The 25078-nt window shown below is 40.4% G+C and carries 18 protein-coding genes; 13 read left to right on the plus strand and 5 right to left on the minus strand.

Features of this window, described 5'->3' with window-relative positions; genetic code table 11:
* Window positions 1-173: 173 nt before the first annotated feature.
* The 8 genes from PQO05_RS16435 (at window position 174) to PQO05_RS16470 (ending at window position 8306) form a co-directional block, all read left to right on the plus strand.
* Complete coding sequence (locus PQO05_RS16435) at window positions 174-1229, plus strand: GlxA family transcriptional regulator (RefSeq protein WP_273628469.1); 1056 nt, start codon at window positions 174-176, stop codon at window positions 1227-1229.
* A gap of 93 nt (window positions 1230-1322) precedes the next feature.
* Window positions 1323-2300 (plus strand): type I glyceraldehyde-3-phosphate dehydrogenase, encoded by a 978-nt coding sequence (gene gap, locus PQO05_RS16440; protein ID WP_273628470.1) that lies wholly within the window; start codon window positions 1323-1325, stop codon window positions 2298-2300.
* A 186-nt stretch (window positions 2301-2486) separates the two neighbouring features.
* Window positions 2487-3890: an aminotransferase-like domain-containing protein gene (locus PQO05_RS16445; RefSeq protein ID WP_273628471.1), complete on the plus strand. Its 1404-nt coding sequence runs from the start codon at window positions 2487-2489 to the stop codon at window positions 3888-3890.
* Window positions 3891-3970: 80 nt separating this feature from the next.
* Window positions 3971-4489: an N-acetyltransferase gene (locus PQO05_RS16450; RefSeq protein WP_273628472.1), complete on the plus strand. Its 519-nt coding sequence runs from the start codon at window positions 3971-3973 to the stop codon at window positions 4487-4489.
* A gap of 84 nt (window positions 4490-4573) precedes the next feature.
* The gene (locus PQO05_RS16455) at window positions 4574-5785 is read left to right on the plus strand and encodes an MFS transporter (protein ID WP_273628473.1); all 1212 of its coding nucleotides are present in this window, start codon (window positions 4574-4576) and stop codon (window positions 5783-5785) included.
* Window positions 5786-5961: 176 nt separating this feature from the next.
* On the plus strand, window positions 5962-6813 hold the full coding sequence (locus tag PQO05_RS16460) for an isocitrate lyase/PEP mutase family protein (protein ID WP_273628474.1): 852 nt from the start codon (window positions 5962-5964) through the stop codon (window positions 6811-6813).
* A 50-nt stretch (window positions 6814-6863) separates the two neighbouring features.
* On the plus strand, window positions 6864-7337 hold the full coding sequence (locus tag PQO05_RS16465; RefSeq protein ID WP_273628475.1) for a PaaI family thioesterase: 474 nt from the start codon (window positions 6864-6866) through the stop codon (window positions 7335-7337).
* Between the two features lie 54 nt (window positions 7338-7391).
* A complete protein-coding gene (locus tag PQO05_RS16470) occupies window positions 7392-8306 on the plus strand; it encodes a ketopantoate reductase family protein (protein WP_273628476.1) in 915 nt (304 codons plus the stop codon).
* Window positions 8307-8308: 2 nt separating this feature from the next.
* Here the strand turns inward: PQO05_RS16470 and PQO05_RS16475 are convergent, their stop codons facing one another.
* Entirely contained in the window at window positions 8309-9130 is an 822-nt protein-coding gene (locus tag PQO05_RS16475) for a helix-turn-helix domain-containing protein (RefSeq protein ID WP_273628477.1), read from the minus strand.
* Between the two features lie 84 nt (window positions 9131-9214).
* On the opposite strand from PQO05_RS16475, the gene PQO05_RS16480 reads away from it, so the two are divergent.
* The 3 genes from PQO05_RS16480 to PQO05_RS16490 all read left to right on the plus strand — a co-directional run bounded on the left by PQO05_RS16480 (window position 9215) and on the right by PQO05_RS16490 (window position 16021).
* Window positions 9215-10750 (plus strand): MFS transporter, encoded by a 1536-nt coding sequence (locus tag PQO05_RS16480; RefSeq protein ID WP_273628478.1) that lies wholly within the window; start codon window positions 9215-9217, stop codon window positions 10748-10750.
* Window positions 10751-11396: 646 nt separating this feature from the next.
* A complete protein-coding gene (locus PQO05_RS16485) occupies window positions 11397-14570 on the plus strand; it encodes a SusC/RagA family TonB-linked outer membrane protein (RefSeq protein WP_273628479.1) in 3174 nt (1057 codons plus the stop codon).
* A gap of 5 nt (window positions 14571-14575) precedes the next feature.
* A complete protein-coding gene (locus PQO05_RS16490; RefSeq protein ID WP_273628480.1) occupies window positions 14576-16021 on the plus strand; it encodes a SusD/RagB family nutrient-binding outer membrane lipoprotein in 1446 nt (481 codons plus the stop codon).
* A 265-nt stretch (window positions 16022-16286) separates the two neighbouring features.
* On the opposite strand, the gene PQO05_RS16495 is transcribed toward PQO05_RS16490, so the two are convergent.
* The 4 genes from PQO05_RS16495 to PQO05_RS16510 form a co-directional block, all read right to left on the minus strand.
* Window positions 16287-17216 (minus strand): alpha/beta fold hydrolase, encoded by a 930-nt coding sequence (locus tag PQO05_RS16495; protein WP_273628481.1) that lies wholly within the window; start codon window positions 17214-17216, stop codon window positions 16287-16289.
* A gap of 99 nt (window positions 17217-17315) precedes the next feature.
* Window positions 17316-18098 carry an alpha/beta hydrolase gene (locus PQO05_RS16500; RefSeq protein WP_273628482.1) on the minus strand — a complete coding sequence of 261 codons (783 nt, stop codon included), beginning with the start codon at window positions 18096-18098 and terminating at the stop codon, window positions 17316-17318.
* Window positions 18099-18316: 218 nt separating this feature from the next.
* Window positions 18317-20266, minus strand: coding sequence for a sigma 54-interacting response regulator (locus tag PQO05_RS16505; RefSeq protein ID WP_273628483.1), 1950 nt, complete (start codon window positions 20264-20266; stop codon window positions 18317-18319).
* Between the two features lie 6 nt (window positions 20267-20272).
* Window positions 20273-22522 carry a tetratricopeptide repeat-containing sensor histidine kinase gene (locus PQO05_RS16510; RefSeq protein WP_273628485.1) on the minus strand — a complete coding sequence of 750 codons (2250 nt, stop codon included), beginning with the start codon at window positions 22520-22522 and terminating at the stop codon, window positions 20273-20275.
* A gap of 599 nt (window positions 22523-23121) precedes the next feature.
* Between PQO05_RS16510 and PQO05_RS16515 the strand changes: the two genes are divergently transcribed.
* Window positions 23122-23817, plus strand: a complete 696-nt coding sequence (locus PQO05_RS16515) for a response regulator transcription factor (RefSeq protein WP_273628487.1) — start codon at window positions 23122-23124, stop codon at window positions 23815-23817.
* On the plus strand, window positions 23814-25073 hold the full coding sequence (locus PQO05_RS16520; protein WP_273628492.1) for a sensor histidine kinase: 1260 nt from the start codon (window positions 23814-23816) through the stop codon (window positions 25071-25073). The genes PQO05_RS16515 and PQO05_RS16520 overlap by 4 nt, the downstream gene beginning before the upstream one ends.
* Window positions 25074-25078 lie beyond the last annotated feature (5 nt).

Raw genomic sequence — 25078 nt, forward strand, 5'->3', positions numbered from 1 at the left:
ATTTGATTTCTAAATTATCGCCAGACGTAAAAAATGCGGTCAAATATTAGACAGACATCCCTAATCCTCCGTCACGAGGGACGATGTGTATAATGATATGATCAAATATTTTTGGCCTAAATTGTATAATTAATGTCCTTTGAGACAAAGCCCGCGATGTTTATATTTGATATATGTTTAGCCCGCTAGAAAAAAGGAAAGTAGTTATTGTTGTTATGACAGGCAACATGCTACTTGATTTTTCGGGACCGTCAGACGTTTTTACCAATGCCAATAATTGCCTCCAAAGTTTGCAATCGGCGGATGGTTATGAAGTCTTAATAGCGGCACCAACGGCAGATCGTAAGGTTATAGCTAATACAGGTGTAGAAATCCATTGCCCATACAGTGCAATGGAAATAACCACGCCGATTGATACCCTCATTATTTGCGGTAATGATTTCAGGGAAAGCAGCGTGGCCAAGTTTACAGACTTTTATAAATGGCTTTCAAAAATTAACACCGGCAATACGCGCCGGATAGCTTCGGTATGTGGTGGTGCATTTACGCTGGCCAAAGTTGGTTTGCTGGATGGCAAAAGAGCTACCACTCATTGGGATCTTAGCGACAGGCTAAAAAAAGAGTACCCCGGTGTACTGGTAAATGCTAATCACTTTTTTACCAATGATGGCAATATTTACACATCGGCGGGGGTTTCGTCGGGCATCGATCTCTCACTCGCCTTAGTTGAAGAAGATTTTGGTAAGGACATAGCCATCCGGGTTGCCCGCAAACTGGTGTTTTACCTGAGCCGGCCGGGCTTCCAAACTCAATTTGGTAATTTGCTGCCTGTTTACGAGAGCGAAAATATTGCCCAAAAAATACAGTATTGGCTAATCGGGCATCTGCATGAGTCGTTGGAGGTTAGCCGCCTTGCCGGTGAAATGAATATGAGCACGCGCAACTTTACCCGGGTTTTTCATAAAGAAACGGGTATACCGCCTGCCAAATTTATCGAAAAGCTTAGAGTTGAAACTGCCCGCAAGTTTTTAGAGGATACGGATATACCGCTTGAAAGAATTGCAGAGCAATGTGGCCTGGGAAACCTGGTATCTATGAGACGTACTTTTTTGCGCCATTTGATGACTACTCCATCAGACTATCGCCGCATTTTTAAGACCGCTTTAAAAGATGCAGGAATAGAAGACCTGCTGATTAATCAATCACCAGAAGACATCAACACAGTTTAATCTTTCCCGAATAAATAATTTAAAATGCACCATAGTATGAGCGTTAACGGATAAGTATTATCCATTTTTTTCTCAATTTAATTATATATAAACATGAAAATTGCAATCAACGGATTTGGCCGCATAGGCCGGATGACCTTAAGAGCTTTACAAAATCAGCCAGATGTAGAGGTGGTAGCTATTAATGACCTTACAGATGTACAAACCCTTGCGCATCTATTAAAATATGATACCGCTCATGGGCGTTTTCCGGGCGAAATAGCCATTGATGATAATGCACTATTGGTTAACGGAAAACGGATTACCATGCTCAAAGAAAAAGACCCTGAGAAGTTGCCGTGGGAATCATTACAGATTGATGTTGTGATAGAATCAACCGGGCGCTTTACCGATAAAAGCACCGCGCAAGGGCATATCAATGCAGGGGCAAAAAAAGTACTGATTACTGCGCCTGCCACCGGCGGTGTTAAAACCATTGTTCATGGCGTTAATAATGATTTAATTGGGGGCGATCAGATCTACTCAACAGCATCTTGCACAACCGGGAGTATTGCGCCGGTTCTTTACATCCTGGATAAAGAGTATGGTATTGAGTCTGGTTTTATGGTGACAGTGCATGCCTTTACCGCCGACCAGAATTTGCAGGATGCGCCGCATAAAGACCTGCGCCGTGCCAGGGCTGCTTCTTACTCCATCATCCCCACAACTACCGGTGCTGCCAAAGCTATTGGTAACGTACTGCCCAACCTTTTAGGAAAGATGGACGGTTACTCATATAGGGTGCCGGTTATAGATGCATCAATTGTCGATCTTTCTATCAATCTTAAAAAAGCAGCAACTATTGAAGAAATCAACACAAAGTTTAAACAGTATGCCGAAAATTCATTAAAAGGTATATTGGAGTATACAGAAGAAGAGTTTGTATCGTCGGATATACTTGGTAACACCCATTCGTCTATTGTTGATGGTGGTTTAACTAAAGTGATCGGCAACATAGTTAAGGTAGTGGCCTGGTATGATAATGAAGTAGGCATATCAAACCGCATTGCTGAACTGGTTTCGCTGATATAATAATTTCCCTCTAATAAAGTGTAAGAGCCTTCCGTTTTCACGGGAGGCTTTTTTTTTAAATTGCGTCTTAAGTATGCCACAGCTGATTAACGACAGAGGTAATAAATTTGATAAACTTGGCTTACACTTCAATTATTCATTACTTTGAATACAGTAGTGAAATTAAGAAATATATCCAGTACAATTGTGAAGATATATAAGTTTGAAACGTTTACCTCCGACATTGAAAAGAATATCCGCGGCGGGATTTACAAACCTGGCCACAAGCTACCATCAGTTCGGGAACTAAAAAAGCAATACCAAACCAGCATTACTACCATACAAAATGGGTATGAGCATCTAATAGCAATGGGGTTGGTTATAAGTATCCCGAAGTCGGGCTACTATGTTGCATCTCATATCAGTAAAACTCTGGAAATCAATCCTGATTTTAAGCCTGTAGTTAGAGACGCAATATTTGAACGAAACGTTGAACTTATTACATCTTCGGCACGAGGAAAAAAAGTAGCCGAATTTAATGTGGCTACTCCGGGCGATCTTATAATTTCTCAAAAGTTATTATTAAGAACCATGCAGCAGGTAATAAGGGAAAGCGGTGTTTCATTACTAAAATATTACCCTACAAATGGTTCTGAAGAATTAAAAAGTAACATAATAAAACATGCTGCCAATTACCAGACCCGCATTAACCCACACGAATTGTTGGTTACAGACGGCGCTTTACAAGCACTTCACATTGCCTTTGCAGCTGTGTGCAACAAAGGTGATATAATTGCCATAGAAAGCCCCTGTGTATTTTCTGTATTAGAGGTTATAAGGGTGCTCGGTTTAAAAGTAATTGAAATACCGGTAGATATTGATGGTTTTGACCTCAATTTCTTAAAGAAAGCCTGCATTAACAATAAAATCAGAGCGGTTGTTATTACCCCTAACTTTCACAACCCTACAGGTATATTAATGGCAGATGAACAGAAAAAGGAGCTACTTAGTATCATACAACAATATGGCATTGCCGTAATTGAAAATGATATTTATGGCGATCTGAACTTTAGTGGAAAGCGCCCCACAACACTTAAAACTTTTGATGAAAGTGGTTTAGTGATCACCTATACCTCCTACTCAAAAACCCTTGCTCCCGGCATCCGGCTGGGTTGGTTGTCGGCAGGTAAATTTATGCCACAAGCAGAGCAGGTAAAGTTTGCCATGGGAAGCACCGTCTCCCCTGTTTACCAGGAAACAGTTAATCGTTTATTATCCGGCGAAAGCTACGACCGGCATATCCGGGCGTTTAGAATGCAGCTTGCAAAAAATGCCTACTTTACCATAAACCTGCTGTCGAAACATTTCCCGGAGGGTACATCTGTATTAACACCGTCTGGTGGTTATAACTTATGGGTCAAAATGGCCGATAAAGTAAACATGGATAATTTTTACAGCCAATGTGAAAAAATAGGTATCAAATTTACGCCGGGTTACACCTTCTCTTTTTCGGATGTGTTTTCAAGATATTTTAGGATTGTTTTTGCAGATCAGTATTCGGCCCAAAAACTCCAGGCGTTTGAGCTTGCCGGCCAACTGGCAGCAACATAACTGTACCGGCTATTTTTAAATGTTTTGTATCTGTACCGCTGTTATTACATAGCATAATTTTGGCGTATTAACACATCAAAATGGATTCAAAAATCGTCACCAAATTTACCATAGCAACAGATCAGGGTATAGATGCCCTGTTATATCTAACCCAAGTAATTGCAAGGGAGAAATTCTCATCAATATTAACACCACAGGAGGTTGAAAATTACATTTTAAAAAACTTCAGCGGAAAAGTTCTGATGGTTGAAGTTAATAGTATGTCTAACCAATGGCTGGTAGTTTACACAGACGATAAACCAGCGGGATTTGCCCGTATTACATCAAAAGGCGAACGACCAAAAACGTTAGCGCAAAAGCGCGCCATCAGGATTGCAGATTTTGGGATCCTTAAAGAATATGACACCCTTGCGGTACGGCAATCCTTATTCAATAAGTGTTGGTCTGTTTGCAAACCGTACGAAGCCGTCTGGATTACAGAATACTCCGAAAACCCTTTCATTAGTTTTTTTGAGTCAGAAGGTTTTATCAAACAAAACGAGGTAATTGACCTGAGTGAACTTGAATTACAATCAATCTGCCTGGTAAGGCAAGCCTAATAAAATCATCATTAACACTTTACGATTGTGCTGCATGGTATCAAAGCCATGGTAATTACAACGCGCAATCAAAAATTACCAAAAATGAAATCAGAACAACAGTTAACTGCTAATCCCCGGGCAGCTGATCATACTATTGCACCGCCAATGTTCCTGGTCGGTATTTTGTCATTAGCTACTTTCATCATTTTCTTTCAGGGTTTCATGGTTGCACCTATTTTACCGGGTTTGGCCATGTTATTTCATGTATCGGTGCGCCATGTAAGCTTTATTGAGCCCGCCTACTTACTGGGCTATGGTGTAGCGACATTAATTTATGCTCCTTTATCAGACAAATACGGCAGGTTCCCGATCATTTTGTTTTCACTAACCTGCTTTATTGTATTAACTGCATGTACCGGATTTTGCCATTCTATCACACAGATGATAGTACTTAGGCTATTAACAGGTTTAGGCGCAGGTGGTGCAGCCCCAACTACCATCGGGTGGATTGGCGATAGTTTCCCTTATGAAAAGCGGGGGCACGCCCTGGGTATTTTCTTTGGGTGTATGGCAGGCGGTATGGCATTTGGATCAAGTGCAGGGGCTTTACTAACTGCCCACTTAGGCTGGCAAATGATGTTCTGGACTGTAGCCGCAGTTGGTATCTTCATTTTACTGGTATTGACCGGCTACTCCAAAAATTTTAAGCAAAAAAACGAGAAACACGCCGATGGTTTCCGTGCCATGTACAAGTCGCTTAAAGAGATCTTTTGCCTGCCACGGGGCTGGCGAACCTACCTTTTTGTGTTTTTTAACGGCATGTTCCATAGTGGCGTTTTCGCGTGGACCGGTTACTTCTTTTACAAAAATTATAACTTTAATGAGAAAGAAATTGGTTTTGCCTTGCTTGGATATGGTATACCAGGATTATTACTTGGGCCATTGCTTGGCAAGCTTGCCGATAAATTTGGCCGCAATAAAATTATCCCGATAGGAATACTTGTCGGTGCTTTATCGGCAATTTTTCTAAGCATGAATTACTCGCTCGCAGCCTCTTGTATTTTTATCGCAACCCTATCGCTGGGCTTCGATTTAACACAACCTTTATACGCAGCAATTATCACAACGCTTTCTCCTAAAAAAGGTGCAGCAACAGGTTTGTTCGCATTCTTTCTCTTCATGGGTTATGGCTTAGGCAGCCTGGTTTTCAGTCTGATCGTTAATATCGGCTTAAATCAAACCTTCAGGTTATTTGGGATAGTTGCAGTTGTTGTCTCCTGTATTGCTGTAAAAGTTTTTAGAAATGCAGCGTAAGTCAGGTGCTGGCAACTGCTCAATGTTTTACAAGGTCTGTAACAACTGTTACCGTACAATATTCATATTCTGTATCTGTATAAATTTTTACAGAATATTTTACTTTGGCTATAAATTAAAGCCGAACAGATATGAGGCTTTAAAAATTATATTTTACCTATTAAATCTACCTAAGAATGAATCTCACAGATAATAATTCACAAGCCCAAAAAGCCAAGGCATTTAAGCTAATGCACCAACAGAGCGGGATATTTGTTGTAGCCAATGCCTGGGATGCAGGTTCGGCAAAAGTGTTAGCATCGCTTGGGTTTAACGCGCTGGCAACCACAAGTGCGGGCCTTGCTTTTTCATTGGGAAAAGTTGACGGCAATGGCCTTGTTTCGCGTGACGAGAGTTTATTAAATGCAAAAGATATTGTTGAAGCGACACATCTGCCTGTATCTGCCGATTTAGAAAATTGTTATGGTGATGATCCTGAATTTTGTGCCGAAACCATCTTGCTTGCTGCAAAAACAGGCTTGGCGGGAGGTTCGATAGAGGATGCAACAGGTAATGATGCAAACCCGATTTATGATTTTGAGCATGCAGTGGCACGCGTAAAGGCAGCAGTACAAGCAGCTAAAAGCCTTCCCTTCGATTTCACGTTAACTGCACGCGCCGAAAACTTAATCCATGGCCGCATAGACCTCAAAGATACGATCCGCAGGCTCGAAGCCTATGCCGATGCCGGGGCAGATGTGCTTTTTGCACCGGGTTTAAAAACTAAGGAGGATATCGAGGCGGTTGTTAAAGCCGTAGCTCCCTGCCCGGTTAATGTGGTTATGGGTATCCCCAATACTAACTTTACACTCAGCATGCTGGCCGATCTGGGCGTAAAACGGGTAAGCCTGGGTGGCGGTTTTTTCCGTGCCGCTTATGCAGGCCTTCAAAATGCAGCTAACGAAGTGCTTCAACAGGGAACATTTAGTTTTGGCAACCAGGCTATACCGACCGCTGATTTGAACAAACTTTTTGGACAACCTGAATAAGGTATTGCAACTACCATGCGAAACTTTAATGCACTTTAAATTCATTCCCTATGCCCAAACTTTCAGTTTTAGAATATCTTCAGCACCAGCTAGCCGGTACGCTTACACTAGATATGGAAAGTACCATGAAATACCCGACAGCTATTTCACAAACCTTAGCCATTAGTATTACCGAAGTAGCGCGCGGAACTGCCACTGTAGAAATTAATGCAGACACAACGATTCATGGCAATCAACAAGGTACGGTACATGGGGGACTAATTTGCGAACTGGCCGATGCAGCCATCGGAACGGCGCATTCTACACTGATGGAAGAAGGACAATCATTTACAACCATCGAACTAAAAATTAACTTCTACAGGCCGGTATGGCAATCCCGGTTAAGAGCCATTGCACGCCCTTTGCAAAGCGGTAAAACCATTACGCACTATTTGTGTGAAGTTAAAAATAACGAGGACAAGGTTGTAGCTACAGTAACCAGCACCGTGATGACATTATACGAGGATAAAGCAAAAGGACGTTAAGAGTATACCGGCGTAATACTATACTTGATTTCGCCTCCGATTAAGAAGCAATTTATGGAAAACCCAATTTACATTATTGGTTACGGTGCGGTTGGCATGGCGCTGGCTGTTGCTTTAAAACTTGCAGGCAAAAATGTCATTATCCTTCGGGGAAGGCCAGATAACAGCCCAGGTCGTGTTGAAAACATCCAGGTAGCTATACCTGGTAAACCTTTGCTGGAAGCAAAGATCGAGATCAATACTTTAAATAACTTTGAGCAACTGGACGGAATAATCGTTTTAACCACTAAATCTTACGGAAATAAGCAACTGGCCCAAACACTTAAAAGCAAAGCCGGTAACTCCCCTATTGTGCTATTACAAAACGGTCTTGGTGTCGAACAACCATTTATTGAGACCGGGTTCACCGAAATATATCGTTGTGTATTATTTATTACCAGCGTAGTTATTGCACCTGGCAAGGTAAACTACAAACCGGTTGCTGTTTCGCCGATTGGCGTTGTTGCCAACAAAAGTACCAGCTTAAACAACGTGATAGAGGCCTTGGATAATGCTTATTTACCATTCAAAGCCGAATATGAAATTGAAACCATTATTTGGAAAAAAGCCATTGCAAACAGTGTATTTAACTCTATATGCCCCTTGCTAAATATCGATAACGGCATTTTTAAACGGGATGCCTCTGCCCTGCTTATGGCCAAACGTATAATTACAGAATGTGTTGGTGTTGCACAGGCTAAAGGCATTATGTTAACTGTAGATGAGGTTACCGAAAGTGTTTTACAGATCAGTAAATTATCAGATGGTCAGCTTATTTCAACCCTGCAAGACATTAACAATAACAGGCCAACAGAAATTGATACCCTCAATCTACAAATTGTTGAAATTGCAAAAACTTTGAATATGGAAATTGCAGTCCAGCAAACCCTGTTGTTAGGTGAACTGATAAAATTGAAGTCCGGATTTTAAATTTAATCCCTTCTGAATTTTGTTAAACTAATGCCTTTGTGTTTTTTGAAGAATTTGTTGAGATGGCTTTCGTCTGAAAATTTAAATTCAGCCACAATTTCATTAATACGCATATCACTAAATTTTAATTTGTGTTCAATTAACCTCAATTTGTATTGGGTAATAAATGATGAAAGTGTTTCCCCGCTCTCTCTTTTAAAATAGGTACCCAAATAAGTTTCAGACAAATTAAATTTCTGCGCTATAACATTGGCCCGCAATTTTTCGGGTATATAAATATTGGTCTGTATATAATCTATTATGGAGTGAATTCTGCTATCAGCATTAGCCTGGATATGCTCCGATTTCATTTTGGTCAGGTTTCGTGCTGTTACTGCAATAAGGGCATTTACAAAATGTAATATAGCTTCTTTACTGTACACATCGTTGTTGGCAATTTCATGAATCAAAGCCTGGGCAATATGCTTTACTATTGGTTCGTCTGGTTTGTTTTTTAAGACGCAACCCAGCACATGAGGGGCATGGTATAATACACATTCTAGGCAGTTAACATCCTCTCGTGATGCATCACGCACATATTTTCTTGCAAACTTTACTAAAAGAAATTCAGTAGGGCACACAACTTCAAAGCGGTACTCATCATTAGGTGTAAGCAACATCAGGTTCCCTTCCTGGTAAGAAATTTTGTTGTTATTAATATGCAAAAATCCACTGCCAGAAACTACATAAACAATTTGAAAAAAGGTTAACTGGGCTATGTAAGTACACTGCTCATATTTACTATGCAATACCTCTACTAACTGACTTAAACTTTCTTTCCGCATGTTGTAAATCTACCTAATTATAACAAAAATATACCTATTAAATAGCTATTTATCGGTATAATTTTGTCATAAAATTTAACCAAAATGAATAATTCACTACAAACTAAAGGATACAATGGCTCGCTGATAGCAGTTTGCCTGGCCGCATTAATGTTTGGCTTCGAAATTTCGAGCGTACCCGTTTCGCTACCAGTTATTGAAAAAGAATTACAAGGAAATTTCAAGGACATTCAATGGATCATGAACGCCTATACAATTGCCTGTTGCACAGTGCTTATGGCTGCGGGCACACTGGCCGATAAGTATGGTCGTAAGCGGATATTTATCTACAATGTTATACTATTCGGCATCACCTCACTTATTTGCGGATTAGCGCAAAATATGCCCATATTAATTATCAGCCGGTTTTTACAGGGTTTAAGTGGCGGAGCTATGTTTATTTGCACAATTGCCAACCTGTCCAATCAATTTCCAGATGCAAAGGAACGCGCTAAGGCCTTTTCAGTATGGGGCGTAATTGTGGGGGTTGGTTTGGGTTTTGGGCCTATTATTGGCAGCGCCATTATGACTGAATTAAACTGGCGCTGGATCTTTTTAATACATGTACCGCTTTCGTTAATAACATTATTATTTGGCTACCGGTTTATAAGGGAATCGAAAGATAGCAATGCCCAAAAGTTAGACATTGGTGGAATAATTTTGCTGGCCATAGCTATTTTTAGTCTTACTTATTTCATCATACAAAGCCCTGATGCCGGCTTCAGCAGTTTTAAAATGATTGGTGTGTTACTATGCTCGGTTGCAAGTTTCATTATATTTATATGGATTGAAAAGAAAAGCAGCTATCCTATGTTTGATTTTTCTGTATTTAAGATCAATACTTTTTCAGGGGCTATCATGGGTTCAATCGGCATGAATTTTAGTTTCTGGCCTTTCATTATCTACCTGCCTATTTTGTTTCAAACAGGGTTTGGCTATAGCGTAATTTTTACCGGGATTTGCTTATTAGCATATACTTTACCATCGTTGGTAGTACCTCCATTGGCAGAATATCTTACACTACGCTATAAAGCAAAAGTTGTTATCCCAACTGGCCTGTTCTTAATCGGTGCCGGTTTCTTACTAATGCGATATGGCTGTATAATAGAAAGCGCAAGCTGGAAAACGTTACTTGGTGGGATGTTGGTAGCAGGCATAGGTTTGGGTTTAACCAATACGCCGGTTACTAATACGGCAACGGGCTCTGTATCTAATGACCGGGTAGGAATGGCTTCGGGTATTGATACAAGTGCACGGTTAATAACCCTCGCCATCAACATTGCAGTTATGGGGCTTATATTAATTAATGGGATATTTCACAACATTAAAAGCTTTGTGCCCGGCCACGTAAGTCACGCCGAGTTACATACACTGGCAGAAAGAATAATATCGGGTAACAACATACTTATTACTAAAATTGGCGTATCAGCTGGTCATATTAAAATGGTACTTGTGGATGCATTTAGTAATGTATTATTGTACGGAGGCTTGGGGGTTTGGGGCTTATCAATATGCAGTTTTACGCTATTTCGTCTAAAAAAAACAGATAAAACGATACAAAATTACCCAGTGATTAACTAACCAAAGTGTTTGGTTGGATAACTTACACTTACCGCCCTTGTTAGTTTTTAAAAAACTAACAAGGGCGGTATTACGCAATAAAATCTCAAATACGCAGGTTAACCGCCTTTAAATGGTATCCTAAGCTCACATTCTTTTAACTGCACTTCAATCATACTAATTAATAATAATTAGCACAACGATGTCATAAATTAAGATTTAAACAATAAAGTCTACGGATTTAGTAGAATTATTATACTTTTGCATTAAACTGTTGCAGCAATCAATAGTAGAAATAATATACCATCCTACTGAATGCACTAAACGCAGGCAGGATGAATGATAAAACAATGGATGTCTCATCAGGGATATCCACAAATAATAATGAAAACAAAAACTTACACCAACCAACGTCAAAACATTTTACACCAGAAATCTCATACCCTGGCATATAAATGCTATGCGCTTCTTCCCGGCATGGCAACTATGCGATGTTGCTGCTAACACAACAGATTACCGTTAGTAATTTTCCGTTCGGCGGTTACTAGTTTCTAAGGTAGTCTTTCCTCAAATCATTTTTTAAAGTAAAGAAATACTTAACCGGAGAGCCCGAAATAAGCCCTTCCTGCCACTGTATTGCTTTATAAATCTGTTACAAATTAAAACTATGCTAAAAATTTACAAACTTATACTGGCATTTGTATTGCCGGTAATTTTCACTCAAAGCCTTTACGCACAGGCCGTAACGGTAAGCGGGGTGGTTACGTCCAAATCGGATGGGCTGCCTTTACCAGGTGTTAGTATCATCATAAAAGGAACTACCTCTGGTACACAAACAGACATTGACGGTAAGTTTACCCTCCACCCTCATATTAATGATGTTATCCGCATTTCCTTTACCGGGCTCGCCCCACAGGAAATTACCGTAAAACAAGCTGAAACCAATTTAAAGGTTGCTTTAGAAGATGGCCAGAACTCACTTAACGAGGTGGTTGTAACAGCACTTAATATATCTAAGGACAAAAAATCTTTAGGTTATACCGTGCAGGGACTGAAATCAAAAGATATATCTGAAGCCAAAGAAACTAACCTTGTTAACGCCTTAGCCGGGAAAATTGCAGGCGTAAACGTAACCAATAGCCAGGGTGATATGGGTTCGTCCCGCATTGTTATTCGTGGCGAAACCTCTATCTCGGGTAATAACCAGCCCTTATTTGTGGTAGATGGTGTGCCTGTAGATAACAGTCAGTTTCTGGGCACCGGCGGCTCGAGGGATTTCGCCAATGGTATTGCTGATATTAATTCGGAAGATATTGAATCGCTTACCGTGCTTAAAGGACCCAATGCTGCAGCACTTTATGGTTATCGCGCAGCAAACGGTGTTATATTAATTAAAACCAAAAATGGCAAAGGATCTAAAGGCTTAGGTGTTACGGTTAACTCAAATACCTCTTTTTCAAACATCCTGGGCTTGCCTGATTACCAAAATGAATACGGCCAGGGATCAAATGGCAAATTTAGCTATGTTGATGGTAAAGGCGGAGGCGTTAATGATGGAGTAGACGAAAGCTGGGGACCTGCACTTAACGGACAATTGATACCGCAATTTAATTCTAACGGCGTAGCAGTGCCTTTTGTGGCTCACCCGGATAATGTGCGCAGTTTCTTTAAAACGGGCGTTACCTTAAATAATGGTGTTTCGCTTGCTGGTTCGGGTGATAAGTATGATTTCCGTCTGGGTTATAATAATTTGCATCAAACAGGCGTGATCCCTAACTCAGAACAAGGCCGAAACTCGTTTATATTAAACGCAACCTACAAGCTTACCCCTAAACTGACTTTAACTACAGTTGCTAATTATATTAAGGACGATGCTGCTGATTTACCAGGATCAGGTGGTAAAAGGGCTACCAGTACAATGCTACAATTTACATGGTTTGGCCGCCAGGTTGATGTAAGCCAGCTTAAAAATTACATAGATGCCAATGGTAACACCTTTAACTGGAATAACAGCTATTACAGTAACCCATACTTTATGGCTTATGAAAATACAGTTGGCCAAACAAAAAATCGTTTTATAGGAAGCGCGGAGTTAAACTATAAGATCATCGATGGGTTATCGGCTAACTTCCGTACCGGTACGGATTATTATAACGATCGTCGCAAAATCAGAATAGCATACGGCACCAATGGTACACCTTATGGTTCGTACGAAGAAGATGCTTATGATGTTAGCGAAACCAATACCGAAGGCAGGTTACAGTATACCAAAAAACTCAACAAAGATTTCTCTATCGATGCGTTAATAGGTGGTAACATACAAGCAAATTCATTTGAAGAAAACGATCAAAAAGCACCCAAACTGGCTGTTAGCGGTTTATACACGCTAAGCAATTCGCGCGACCCGCTGATCTCATCAAATGTTTTCAGCAAATATAAAACGTACAGTTATTTCGCGTCTGGACAATTGGGTTTTAGAAACTATGCGTTTTTAAACGTTACAGCACGTAACGATTGGTCATCTACCCTGCCAAAGGCAAACCTATCTTACTTCTACCCTTCTGTTAACGGAAGCTTGGTATTATCAGAAGCTTTGGATATTAAAAGCAATGTATTAAGCTACTTAAAACTGCGCGGCGGTTGGTCAAAAGTAGGTAAACCTACTACCCCTTACCAATTGATCAATACTTATGATTTTACTGCTCCATTTGGCACCAATCCGCAACAAAGCGCCAACAGCACAGATCTTAATCCAAACTTAAAGCCAGAGACTACCACATCTGCAGAAGCAGGATTTGAAGCCGGATTTTTCAACAACAGGGTACGTTTGGATGCCAGTGTTTACAATACCAATAGTATTAACCAAATCCTTAACGTTAACGTAAGCCAATCTACCGGTTATAGCCAAAAGCTTATTAACGGTGGTAAAATCAACAACAAAGGTTTAGAAGTTCAATTGGGTTTAACACCTGTAAAGATTAAAGATTTTAGCTGGGATGTTACCGTAAACTACTCGCGTAACCATAGCAAAGTTGTTTCGTTGGATAATACCGGCAGTTTACAAAGCTATCTGTTAGGTTCAGACGGTACGGTGCAGGTACTTGCTGCAGTAGGCAAACCTTATGGCTCTATTTACGGGTTAGATTTTCAACGCAACGCAAACGGACAGGTTATTGTAAATGCTGATGGCACACCAGCTGTTAACCCAACCATACAATATTTAGGAAAATACACGCCAGACTGGTTAGGAAGCGTAAATAATAGCTTCACCTATAAAAATTTCAATCTAAGTGTGTTAATAGATGCACATGTGGGTGGTTCAGTATATTCAGGCACTAATGCAACAGGAACTTATACAGGTATACTAGCTTCAACCCTGCCTGGCCGTGGTGCAGCTAATGGTGGTATAGGTTATTACACCGATGGAACAACCAACATTGCAACAAACGCCAGTGTAGGGCCAAATGGCCAGGCTGTTAGTCACGATGGCATTATTTACAATGGCGTGAATGCCAATGGCAGCAAAAACACCACTATTTTATCGGCACAAAGCTATTACAAAGCGCTTACCAACGCCGATGCACCATTTGTTTACAATGCAACTTATGTTAAACTAAGGGAGATAAAATTAGGCTACACCGTTCCGCAGAAATGGGCAAAAGCTATTGGGTTCCAGGCAGCAAGTTTTGCAGCAGTAGGTCGTAACTTATTGATCATTCATAAAAACGCCCCTAACATCGACCCTGAAACGGCATTCAATACAGGGAACGGCCAAGGGCTTGAAGATCTTACCCTGCCAACAGTACGCAACATTGGTTTTAACATCAACCTTAAATTTTAATAATCATGAAACTTAAATATATCTCTATACTACTATCAGGTACCATGTTGTTAACAATGGCGACATCGTGCAAAAAAGAATTGGTAGACACCAACCAAAACCCCAATGCTACCCAGAACCCACAACCGGATTACCTGTTAACTGCAGCTATAAAAAATACGGCTGATACTTACTGGGGGGTAAACAACAATATGGGCGCAGCTTTACTGATTGTACAGCATTGGGCCAAAATTCAATATACAGATCCCGACAGGTATATTTTTACCAACACTTCATTTCAGGAGCTTTGGAGCACTGGTTATTCTAAAAGCATCGTTAACCTCAATAAGATCATTTCTTTGGCTGATGCCCAGGCTAACCCTAATTACAAAGGCGTGGCCTTGGTATTACGTTCGTGGGTGTTTACATTACTTACAGATCAATATGGTAACATCCCTTACAAACAGGCTATCAACATTGATCAGTACCTTACCCCTGCTTATGATACCCAAAAGGATGTTTACTTTGCATTGCTTGATGATTTGAAAGCGGCACAGGCCGATCTTGACCCTAATGGAAAAGCAATTGCAGGTGATGTAGTTTATTCGAACAGCATTAGTGCCTGGAAAAAATTCGCCAACTCGCTCCGTTTAAGGATAGCGCTTCGCATTGCCGATCGCGAACCTGCTAAAGCCCAACAAGTTTTAGCTGATATACAGGCGGAAGGAAGCGGTTACATTAATTCAAATGCAGCCACAGCACAAATGGTTTACCTCGACTCGCCTAATCAAAACCCCATCAGCAATTTGTTTGATACCCGCGATGATTACCGTATCAGTAAAACCATGGTCGATCAATTATTTGCATTGAACGACCCACGCTTACCAATTTATGCGAGCCCAACTGCTGATGCCACACCACAAAAATATGTAGGTATACCTAACGGTTTATTAGTGGGCGATGCCAGCAATTTGGGTTTAAGTAAAACATCTAAACCGGGCACTTACTTTCTGGCGCCGCATTCTCCGGCAGTGATTATGAGCTATGCCGAAGTATTGTTTGATCAGGCTGAAGCTGTGGCACGTGGCTTTATTAGCGGGGATGCAGCCAGTTTGTATAACCAGGCTATAACGGCATCGCTTAATCAATACGGCATTACCTCAAGTGCAGATATAAACAATTACTTATCTCAGGCCGCGGTGAAATATGATGCTACAAACTATAAAAAATCAATAGGTAACCAAAAATGGATTGCCCTGTTTGGTGAAGGACTCGAAGCATTTGCCGAATGGCGCAGACTTGATTACCCACAATTACAGCCCGCTGTTGCAGGTACGCTTAACGGTAAAATACCTGTACGGTTTATATATCCCGGAACGGAGCAAACACTTAACGGAACAAGTTATACCGCTGCGGTAGCCAATCAAGGCCCGGACGTTTTGACTACAAAGCTTTGGTTTGATGTGAATTAATTATGTATCATAAATATAATCTGACAATTAATATATAACACGTTTAAAGATTATTTTAGATTCCTGATTTAAACAATAAAGCTCCGAATTACCGGAGCTTTATTGTTTACCATTCTCCGGGTAATCTTATAAATCTTTAAACAGATTCTTGACTGGCCAGAAGCAACTATACTTGAAATATAGTTATCAAATAAAAAAGCCTCTTAATCATTTTGATTAAGAGGCTTTTTTATTAGCACCAATTCTATTAAAATCTGTCAATGGCTTATTTCAAAAAGAAATCAAGCAAAGCCTTTTGTACTTGTGCAGTTTGCTCCTGTACCACCCAATGGCCTGAGTCTTTAATAATTGATTCCTGTACATCAGTAGCAACCAGCCTGGTGTGTGCAGCTAAAAATGCACCCGCAAAATGATCAGACCCCATGGCCAGTACCGGGATTGTTAGTTTTGTCTTGGCAAATTCCACATTGTCTTTGGCATCCCGGTTAAAATAGCCAAACCAATGAAATGCACCTGTTGTTGCTCCCGGTACTGAGTAAGCGCGAATAAACTCTGCCCGTTCTGCTGCATTAAACGCATTTTTTTGAAAACCAACAACCGGCCAAAAATCGGTAAAAAATAACCCAACCTTACCCGAAACCAGTTCGCCGGCATGTGGTTGTGCAAAAAAACCGAACCACCAGGCCTGTGCCTTTACCTGGCTCCATACCGGTTCTATGCCGGGTAATAATGCATCCATTAAAGCTAATTTTTTCACGTCGCCGGGGAATTGAGCTGCATAAGCATAAGCCACCATTAGGCCAATATCGTGGCCAGCCAGGTTAACATGGCTATAGCCCAATTTTTTCATTAACTCGTGCATGTCAACAGCCATATTTTTTTTATCGTAACCACCGGTTGTTTTACCCGATTCGCCTACACCGCGCATATCGGGTGCTATCACTGTAAAATGTTTAGATAGTTCTGGCAGCAGCCTGTTCCACATATACCAATTTTGGCCAAAGCCATGCACCAATAGTAAAGGTTCGCCTTTACCGCCAATAACGTAGTGAATTTTAACACCATTAACAGTAGCATACTGGTGTTTAAAGTTAGCAGGTGGATTAGCAGGTGCTACAGCTGCGGATGCCCTGCCTACAAAAGCGGTTAATAATAAAACCAGCACCATGTGCTTAATTGTTGTTATTAGTTTCATGTTTTCTATTTTTTAATGTTTATTGTGATTATTTTTTCTTGTCATTGCCAATACCCGTACAGGCATTGGGCAGGTTTTCGCGAATAATATTTGTACGTATTAAATTTTTGATAGCCAGTTTAAAATGTACTCGGCATGCTCTTGCCAGCCGGGTTGGCCAAGTACAAAATGGTTTCGCCCTGCAAACTCCTTATATTCAGTTACCGATTGCTGGTGTGTATATTTTTTGTAATTAGCGTAGTTTAGTGATGCTGGTATAAAATGGTCGGCACTGCCTGATAAAAACAATAAGGGGGCGTGCGGGCGATCGAAATCTACTTTAGCCGCATCGGTGGTGGCATCTCTTACCAATAATTTGGATTCGGGTACTAACAGATTATAGTAGGCCTCTTTTTGCACCTCGAACGACATGCCGTTGGTAAAAGCATATTGCCATTGTGTAAACGACATGAGGTAGGATTTTCGGGTATCAGTAAAAAAACCAAGGGCCGCCCAGCCTGCTTTGTAAAAGGATAACTTGAAAGTAAAAATACCCTTAGGTTGTAATGAATGAATAGCAATACCAGCTGCTGCCAATCCTTTCTGAATTAGTAACTGTACTATTAACCCGCCCATAGAATGGCCTATTAATACCGGGGCCTCGGGAAGCTTCTCTACAATGGCAGCAAAATACGCCGTTAGGTTAGTTAAACGTTGGCCGGCCACGTCGGCATCCGGGTGCCGTTGCCGCAATGTGCAGGCTGGCGCATCCTTATAAGGCCAGGCTGGTACTAATATATGGTAACCCTGTTGTTCAAAATATAATTTCCACTCGTTCCAGCAATCGCTGCTTACAAACGCACCGGTAATAAAGACAATGGTTTTAGGTTTCGTAGTTTTCATATTAGTCTGTTAATATGAAACCACTTACAAGGCGTAAGCCATTAAATTAACTAACTACAAATCAAATAGTTAATTTTAAAAGATTATTTCTAATTACTATATGTCGTTATCTAAAATTACGGACAACGACATAAGGTAGTTAGGCTACAACGTTTTGAATATTGTTTTATGGGACGAAGACTTATCAGGGGCAAGCACAGTCTGCTGTTTCTGAATAGCTATATGCTGAAATCTTTACGGATACCTAATTTTTTCATTTTAGAATTAAGCGTTGTAGGCGGCAGGTTTAATAAACTGGCGGCCCCTCCTTCTCCCCATATTTTGCCGTTGCATTTTTTCAGCGCGGCCAGGATGTGGGCACGCTCACCTTCGCTCATGGTAGTAACATTTGTGGCAATTGGCACATGGTCTGTGAGGTGCTCTAATTGTGTAGGCAATACCATGCTGTTGATCATATCATCACGGGTAAGCAATACATTACGCTCTATCAAATTCTCGAGTTCGCGGATATTCCCCGGCCAGTGGTAGTGCTTCATATTCTCTAATACCTGGGACGAAATACCCCGCACAGTTTTGCCCGTTTTGCGGGCATAGATATTTAAAAAATGGGCAGCCAGATCGGCAATATCTTCTTTGCGTTCGCGAAGCGGGGGCATTAATATAGGGAACACGTTAATACGGTAAAAAAGATCCAGCCTGAAACGTCCCTCTGCAACCTCCTTATCCAGGTTTCTGTTAGTGGCAGCAATAATACGAACGTCGGTTTTAATAGTTACCCGGCCACCAATTCGTTCTATCTCTTTCTCTTGTAATACCCGCAGCAGTTTTGATTGTGATTCGAGCGGTAGTTCGCCTATCTCATCCAAAAATATGGTGCCCGAATGTGCTTGCTCAAACCGCCCTATCTTTCTTTCATGGGCGCCGGTAAATGCACCTTTTTCGTGGCCAAATAATTCAGAATCTATTAATGAGGTTGGTAGTGCCGCACAATTGATCCTGATAAAAGGCTTATCTTTCCGTAAGGACAACGAGTGGATACGTTCTGCAATTTTTTCTTTGCCCGTACCGCTTTCGCCCAAAATAAGCACCGACGAATCTGACTTAGATACCTGCACCACATGATCAAACACAGTTAACAGCAAATGGCTGCTACCAATTATGCCATTAAAAGGATTGGCTTTCTCTGCTGCCGAAACCTGGTGTTTTACACTAAAATCACTCAGCTTGTTAGCCAATGGGCTATTGCTAGCCTGCAGCATACTTTCTATAAAACTGGCTAATAATTGCTGCAAACGGTTACATAATACCAAATGATCGGCCTGGTAAGCATCAGACCGGCGGCTGTAAAAATTGAAATACCATAATTTGCCCTGACTTAATGCAACGGGGAATGACAGGTGCGACTTTAAGCCATAGGTATCAACAATCATTTTTTTTAATGATGGCTTTCTCAGCAATACATCTAACTCATTTTCATCATACCAGGTGGCCATCGGGTTTATAATATCATTTAACTTTAGCTTGGCCAGTTCATGCTGCTTACAGTTGGTAACAGTCATTAACTCCGGGCAACCTATTAATTGGTATTCATCAAAACCTATCCTCGAAAAACCGATCTCATAAAAGTCATCGCCTTCATCCTGTTTCATGCCAACAGATAAAAACTCAAAAGGTATATCCGGCTGGAGGGTTTTGCCCATCTGTAGTATTTTATGTTCCCAGCTCATGTTAGCCGCCAATATTTCGGCAGTCTTTTTTTGTAATACTGCATTTTGGCGCAAACCCTTTTCCCGTTCGTTTTCGTGGCGATACATCGCAATATCCAAGGCAATCAACACATCCTTTTCGCGAAACGGTTTAATTACAAAACCATAAGGATTGGTCACCTTTGCAGCCTCCAGCACCTTTTGATTTGAATTGGCAGAGATATAAATGAACGGGATATTTTTTTCTGTTAAACGGTGGGCCAAATCTATCCCTGTGAGCTTCCCTTTTAAATAAATATCCAGTAATACAAATTCGGGGGCAAATTCAGCTGTCATTTCCAACGCTTCGTCCACATTGTCGGCAATGCCGCAAACCTCATAACCTGCATTTTTTAGTATATTGCTCAATACGTCTGCAATAATAAACTCGTCTTCAACTATAAGGATCTTTTTTTTGCTCATGGCTTCTTAAGTTAATATTACTTCTGCTTCGGTTATGCCCCGGTTAAATATTTCGGTTTGGAAGCTAATACTGATCATACACCCTTGTTCGCTGGTGATATCGAAACTCCCCCCCAACTGCTTACTAAGCCCCCGCATTAAGTTAATACCCAGCGATTCAACCTTCTTAATATCAAACGTTTCGGGCAAACCCGGCCCATTATCTGCAATAGTTAGTTCAATGTATTGGTTGGGGGCTTTAATCAATGAAATATAAATAACACCCTGCATATCGGCCTTGTAAGCATATTTAATGGCGTTAGTTATGGCCTCATTCATAATCAGGCCCAGGGGTACAGCCTGTGCTACATCCAGGTAAATATTATCTACTTGTTTTTCAAAGAAAATACGGTTGTCCAGGCCGCAACTGTCTTTTAAATTAGTAATCATTTCATTAGTATACTCTGGCATAGAGATCAGGTCGAGATTATCTGACTGATATAACTTTTGATGGATCAGCGCTATAGAGCGCATGCGGTTCTCACTGTTTTGAATAGCAGCAAGTGCGTCATCGTTATTAATATAGGCCGATTGTTGCTGTAGCAAGCCCATTACTATCTGCAGGTTATTTTTTACCCGGTGATGGATTTCTTTAAGCAGCCATTCTTTTTCTGTAACCAATTGCCGTAATGAATCATTTTTTTCACTTATGGCCTTACTGTTTTTTTGATTTACCCGGTAGCTGTAATAAAGCAATACAATAAATACCAGGAGAAAACAGGTACCGATAAGCGTAAGGTCGCGGATATGGCCTGCCTGTTTTGCTTTATTGGCTTGTAGCAGGCTTTCTTTCCTCAAAACTAAATTTTCCTTTTCTTTCTTTTCTGTTTCGTATTGAATCTGCAGCTCCTGCATCTGTTTGTTTTTTGTTGCTTCGGATATCGAATCTTTTAGAGATGCGTATTTAGTGTAGTTGCGGAGCGCAGAAACAGGGTTATTATTCGCAGAATCTATTTGATAGGCAAATAAATATCCTTTTTGAATAAATCTTGGCTTTCCCCTCAATTGTTTTGCTGTGTTCATAAATTCGGGGAAATAATTTGCAGCCTGCCCATACTGTTTTGTTTCAATAAAATACTGTATTACAGGACCCAGCATATTAGCCTGTGAAATAGGCGGATATTTATTTTTACTATATGCCTTTAAAAGCCAGGTACTATAATATTTAGCCTCGTCATATTTTTTTAAATTGAGATAAGCTTGTAGTATAGAAGAATTATAGCGACTAAGATACTCATCGCCTATATCAGGAAAACGGAGCTCCGTTTGTTTCAATAGCTCAATTGCTTCTGCCGACTTATTTTCGTGCAATAAATTGTTTGCCAGGTTGCCCGCCAGAAATATCTCAGACCTGTCATTATATTTTCTCGCAACCGCGATTGATTTTTTATAATAAGCAGTTGACTGCGAAAACTGGGATAATGCATAATAAACCATCCCTGTACGATTGTAAATAGTGCATAACAACATACTCGTATCTTGCACCTCTTCTGCCGTTTTTACAGCCAATAGCGCGTATTTTAAGGCTTCATTAAAACTGGTGATCTGAAGATAGTTGTACCCGAGCAGGTCATAGGTCGACTGTAGATCTTTTTTACCAGTCGATTTATATAAACTTAAAGCAGATTGCAGTGCTGCAATAGCCTCGTCGTTTTTACCAATCTGCAAGTAAAAATCGCCAAGCACATTCAGCGTGGCTCCAGCCCGCATTTTAGCACCTCCTTTTATAAATAATGGCTTTGCCTGCTCATAATAGCCAATCATTACATTATAATCTGTGCCACCAGCAGCCAGGTAAAACTCCTCCATATTTAAGTAAGCCTCGGCTGCATCAATGTAAAGGTTGTGGCTTAAAAAAATTTGGATGGCTTTTTTAATCAGCTCATCGCTTTTTTTAAAGTCCTTTTTGTTACTCCAGCTCATAGCCATAACCTGGTAACTTAAACCTGTACCTTCTGGATAAGATAAAGTGCTGCTTAGTTTTTGGGCTTGCAGCGCTATGAATATAGCACTGTCATTAAGCATGGGGCTTTTGGTGGTGCTTGCATTGTAATATCTGCTTAAACCAATCAGTAATTTTACCCGCGAGGTATCTGCACCGCTTTTGCTCAACTTTAGGCGTAGCGCGCCTATATCTTTTGGAACAGCTGGCTGCCCCATTAACCTACCGGCTGAAATAATTAAAATAAAAATGACAATCAGTTTTCTCGTAATCATTGGCGGTAAATTGTGATCGGCGATCGTAAATATGGTGTTTATATAAAGTCAGGTATTTCTTAAAAATCGCAAAGCTATATATTATAGTTTATTCACAAATCCTGCCACAAAGCGCATAAGTACATGTTTTGGGTTACACAAGCCACAAAACTATTGGCACAGTTTATAATATATATTTATTAAAGATAGCAGAATTTCAATCACCCACAATCAACAACGATATACCGTTGTTTTACTACTTTATATAGTTGTTGTAAATGTCACAAAGTGAGAATTGGCATAGTCAAGTCTGTCTTCGCCAGGTATCCCGCCCGTAAAATTCATTGTATTTACGCTCGCTTAGCGAAGGCTTTTTAATCTTATTGCATTAAGTTCAAGCACCTTTATTCGATTTTTATCGCGTTTAAGTTAACATCCCATTAAGTTAATGTTATATAATTTCACCATCAATAAAAATACCATATTTCTACAGATTTGCCTGTCAATTTTATGAGTCGTTGACATAGAATTTATAAGGTAACTGCTATTAAGATGATGTCATCTTTACACAGCTTCATTTAGCAATTTCATGACCAACAACTTCAACAAATACCCCTTAAATGAAGATTCTTTTAATTGAAGATGAACCGGAGTTGTTAAAAAGTATCGGTCACTATCTTTCACAAAATAACTTCCGGTGCGACCAGGCAGATAATATCAGGTTGGCTCAAGCGTATCTCGAGATAAATGATTACGATTGCATTGTGTTGGATATTACCTTCCCCCTTGGGTCAGGCTTTGATGTTTTAAAGAGTTTTGATAGTATAGGCCGACATTGCGGTATTCTTATCATCTCGGCAAAAGACTCACTCGAAGACAAATTATACGGCCTCGAATTAGGCGCAGATGATTACCTGACCAAGCCTTTTCACTTACCCGAATTAGCTGCACGATTATACGCCATACAACGGAGACGTTTTTTTGGCGGAAACGACATTTTGAAACTCGGTGAGCTGATGGTGAATATCAGGGATAAATACGCCAAAACCCAAAACGGCGTAATAGACCTAACCCGCAAGGAATTTGACCTGTTAATGTATTTTATAAGTAACAAGGAAAAGGTTGTTACCAAGCAATCAATTGTTGACCACTTGTGGGGCGAGCATGCATCGATGACCGATAACCACGACCTTATTTATGTGCACATTAAAAACTTAAGGAAAAAACTGGTTGAAAAAGGTTGTCCCGATTATATTTCGGGTGTTTACGGCGTTGGGTATCGCTTTTCTATCGACAAAAGTTATCAAAAGATATGAGACTGATTGTAAAGTATAACTGGTACACCATATCGGTTATGATCGCTTTGTTTATTTTATCAAGTGTGGTTTCCTTTTTCCTGATTAAGAAAGCACTGGCCAACGAACTTGATGTGAGTTTGCTGAGGGTTAAACAACGCGTACAAACCTATGTAAATGAGCACCACGAAATCCCGGTCATCAATTCTTTAGATGATGAAAAAATAGAATTTAAGGTAGCAGATCAGGCCTACAGTTCGCAAAGCTTTGTTACAATTGAGCAGTTCATTAAAGAACAGCATAAAATGCATATCTCCAGAAGATTAACTTATGGACTACCTGTTAACGGTAAAAATTATATTGTAACCATTACCAATCCGCTCGAAGGGACTAAACACATGATTACAGCTATGTTCCAGATTACGATTGTTACAATTTTACTCCTGATACTCTTTGTACTGACCATTAACCGGCGCCTGATGGAGAATTTATGGGCGCCATTTTATCAATCTGTCAATCAATTAAAACAGTTCAGTATCAGCGAAAGCAATACACTTCATTTCCCAACAACCGATACTATTGAGTTTAACTTTTTAATTGAAAATATAAGGTCAACTACCAAAAAAGCTACAGAAGGATACCGGATTTTAAAGGAATTTACCGAAAACGCATCGCACGAAATACAAACCCCTTTAGCCATAATTGGTTCACAACTTGACCTTTTAGTGCAGGACGAAGGGCTTAACTATGAGCAAAGCGAACATTTAATTATTGCTTACCAGGCATTAAAGCGCCTTTCGAAACTAAACCAATCCCTGCTGTTGATCGCCAAAATTGATAATCAACAATTTCAAAAAACCTCGCACATTGATTTAAGGGACAAGGTAGAGGATAAGATCAAAGAGTTCAACGAATTGTGGCTAAGCAAAAACATTGCAATTCGGGCCAATTTAAGCGATGCCTACATTGATGCCAGCCCCGAGCTTATCGACATTATGCTGAACAACCTCTTCAGCAACGCCTGCAAACATAACCTGATTGATGGTACCGCAAACATAGAACTTAAAACAGGCCATTTAACGGTAATGAATACCGGTAAATATGGCCCGTTAGATACCAGTAAAATTTTCCATCGGTTTTACAAAGAAGAGAATGATCCCGGCAATAATGGTTTGGGATTATCAATCATTAAAAAAGTGTGCGAACAATCGGGCATTTCGCCAAACTACGGCTTTAACGGCGACAGTGGCGAACATGTATTTACGCTGGTTTGGTAAAACCA

It is taken from the genome of Mucilaginibacter jinjuensis, assembly GCF_028596025.1.
Classification (GTDB): Bacteria; Bacteroidota; Bacteroidia; order Sphingobacteriales; family Sphingobacteriaceae; genus Mucilaginibacter; species Mucilaginibacter jinjuensis.

Coding starts and splice junctions, on each gene's coding strand:
- gap (WP_273628470.1), top strand. CDS start 1,323: ATGAAAATTGCAATCAACGGATTTGGCCGCATAGGCCGGATGACCTTA.
- PQO05_RS16485 (WP_273628479.1), top strand. CDS start 11,397: ATGCTAAAAATTTACAAACTTATACTGGCATTTGTATTGCCGGTAATT.
- PQO05_RS16465 (WP_273628475.1), top strand. CDS start 6,864: ATGCCCAAACTTTCAGTTTTAGAATATCTTCAGCACCAGCTAGCCGGT.
- PQO05_RS16510 (WP_273628485.1), bottom strand. CDS start 22,522: ATGATTACGAGAAAACTGATTGTCATTTTTATTTTAATTATTTCAGCC.
- PQO05_RS16520 (WP_273628492.1), top strand. CDS start 23,814: ATGAGACTGATTGTAAAGTATAACTGGTACACCATATCGGTTATGATC.
- PQO05_RS16515 (WP_273628487.1), top strand. CDS start 23,122: ATGAAGATTCTTTTAATTGAAGATGAACCGGAGTTGTTAAAAAGTATC.
- PQO05_RS16495 (WP_273628481.1), bottom strand. CDS start 17,216: ATGAAACTAATAACAACAATTAAGCACATGGTGCTGGTTTTATTATTA.
- PQO05_RS16450 (WP_273628472.1), top strand. CDS start 3,971: ATGGATTCAAAAATCGTCACCAAATTTACCATAGCAACAGATCAGGGT.
- PQO05_RS16455 (WP_273628473.1), top strand. CDS start 4,574: ATGAAATCAGAACAACAGTTAACTGCTAATCCCCGGGCAGCTGATCAT.
- PQO05_RS16475 (WP_273628477.1), bottom strand. CDS start 9,130: ATGCGGAAAGAAAGTTTAAGTCAGTTAGTAGAGGTATTGCATAGTAAA.
- PQO05_RS16490 (WP_273628480.1), top strand. CDS start 14,576: ATGAAACTTAAATATATCTCTATACTACTATCAGGTACCATGTTGTTA.
- PQO05_RS16470 (WP_273628476.1), top strand. CDS start 7,392: ATGGAAAACCCAATTTACATTATTGGTTACGGTGCGGTTGGCATGGCG.
- PQO05_RS16460 (WP_273628474.1), top strand. CDS start 5,962: ATGAATCTCACAGATAATAATTCACAAGCCCAAAAAGCCAAGGCATTT.
- PQO05_RS16435 (WP_273628469.1), top strand. CDS start 174: ATGTTTAGCCCGCTAGAAAAAAGGAAAGTAGTTATTGTTGTTATGACA.
- PQO05_RS16505 (WP_273628483.1), bottom strand. CDS start 20,266: ATGAGCAAAAAAAAGATCCTTATAGTTGAAGACGAGTTTATTATTGCA.
- PQO05_RS16500 (WP_273628482.1), bottom strand. CDS start 18,098: ATGAAAACTACGAAACCTAAAACCATTGTCTTTATTACCGGTGCGTTT.
- PQO05_RS16480 (WP_273628478.1), top strand. CDS start 9,215: ATGAATAATTCACTACAAACTAAAGGATACAATGGCTCGCTGATAGCA.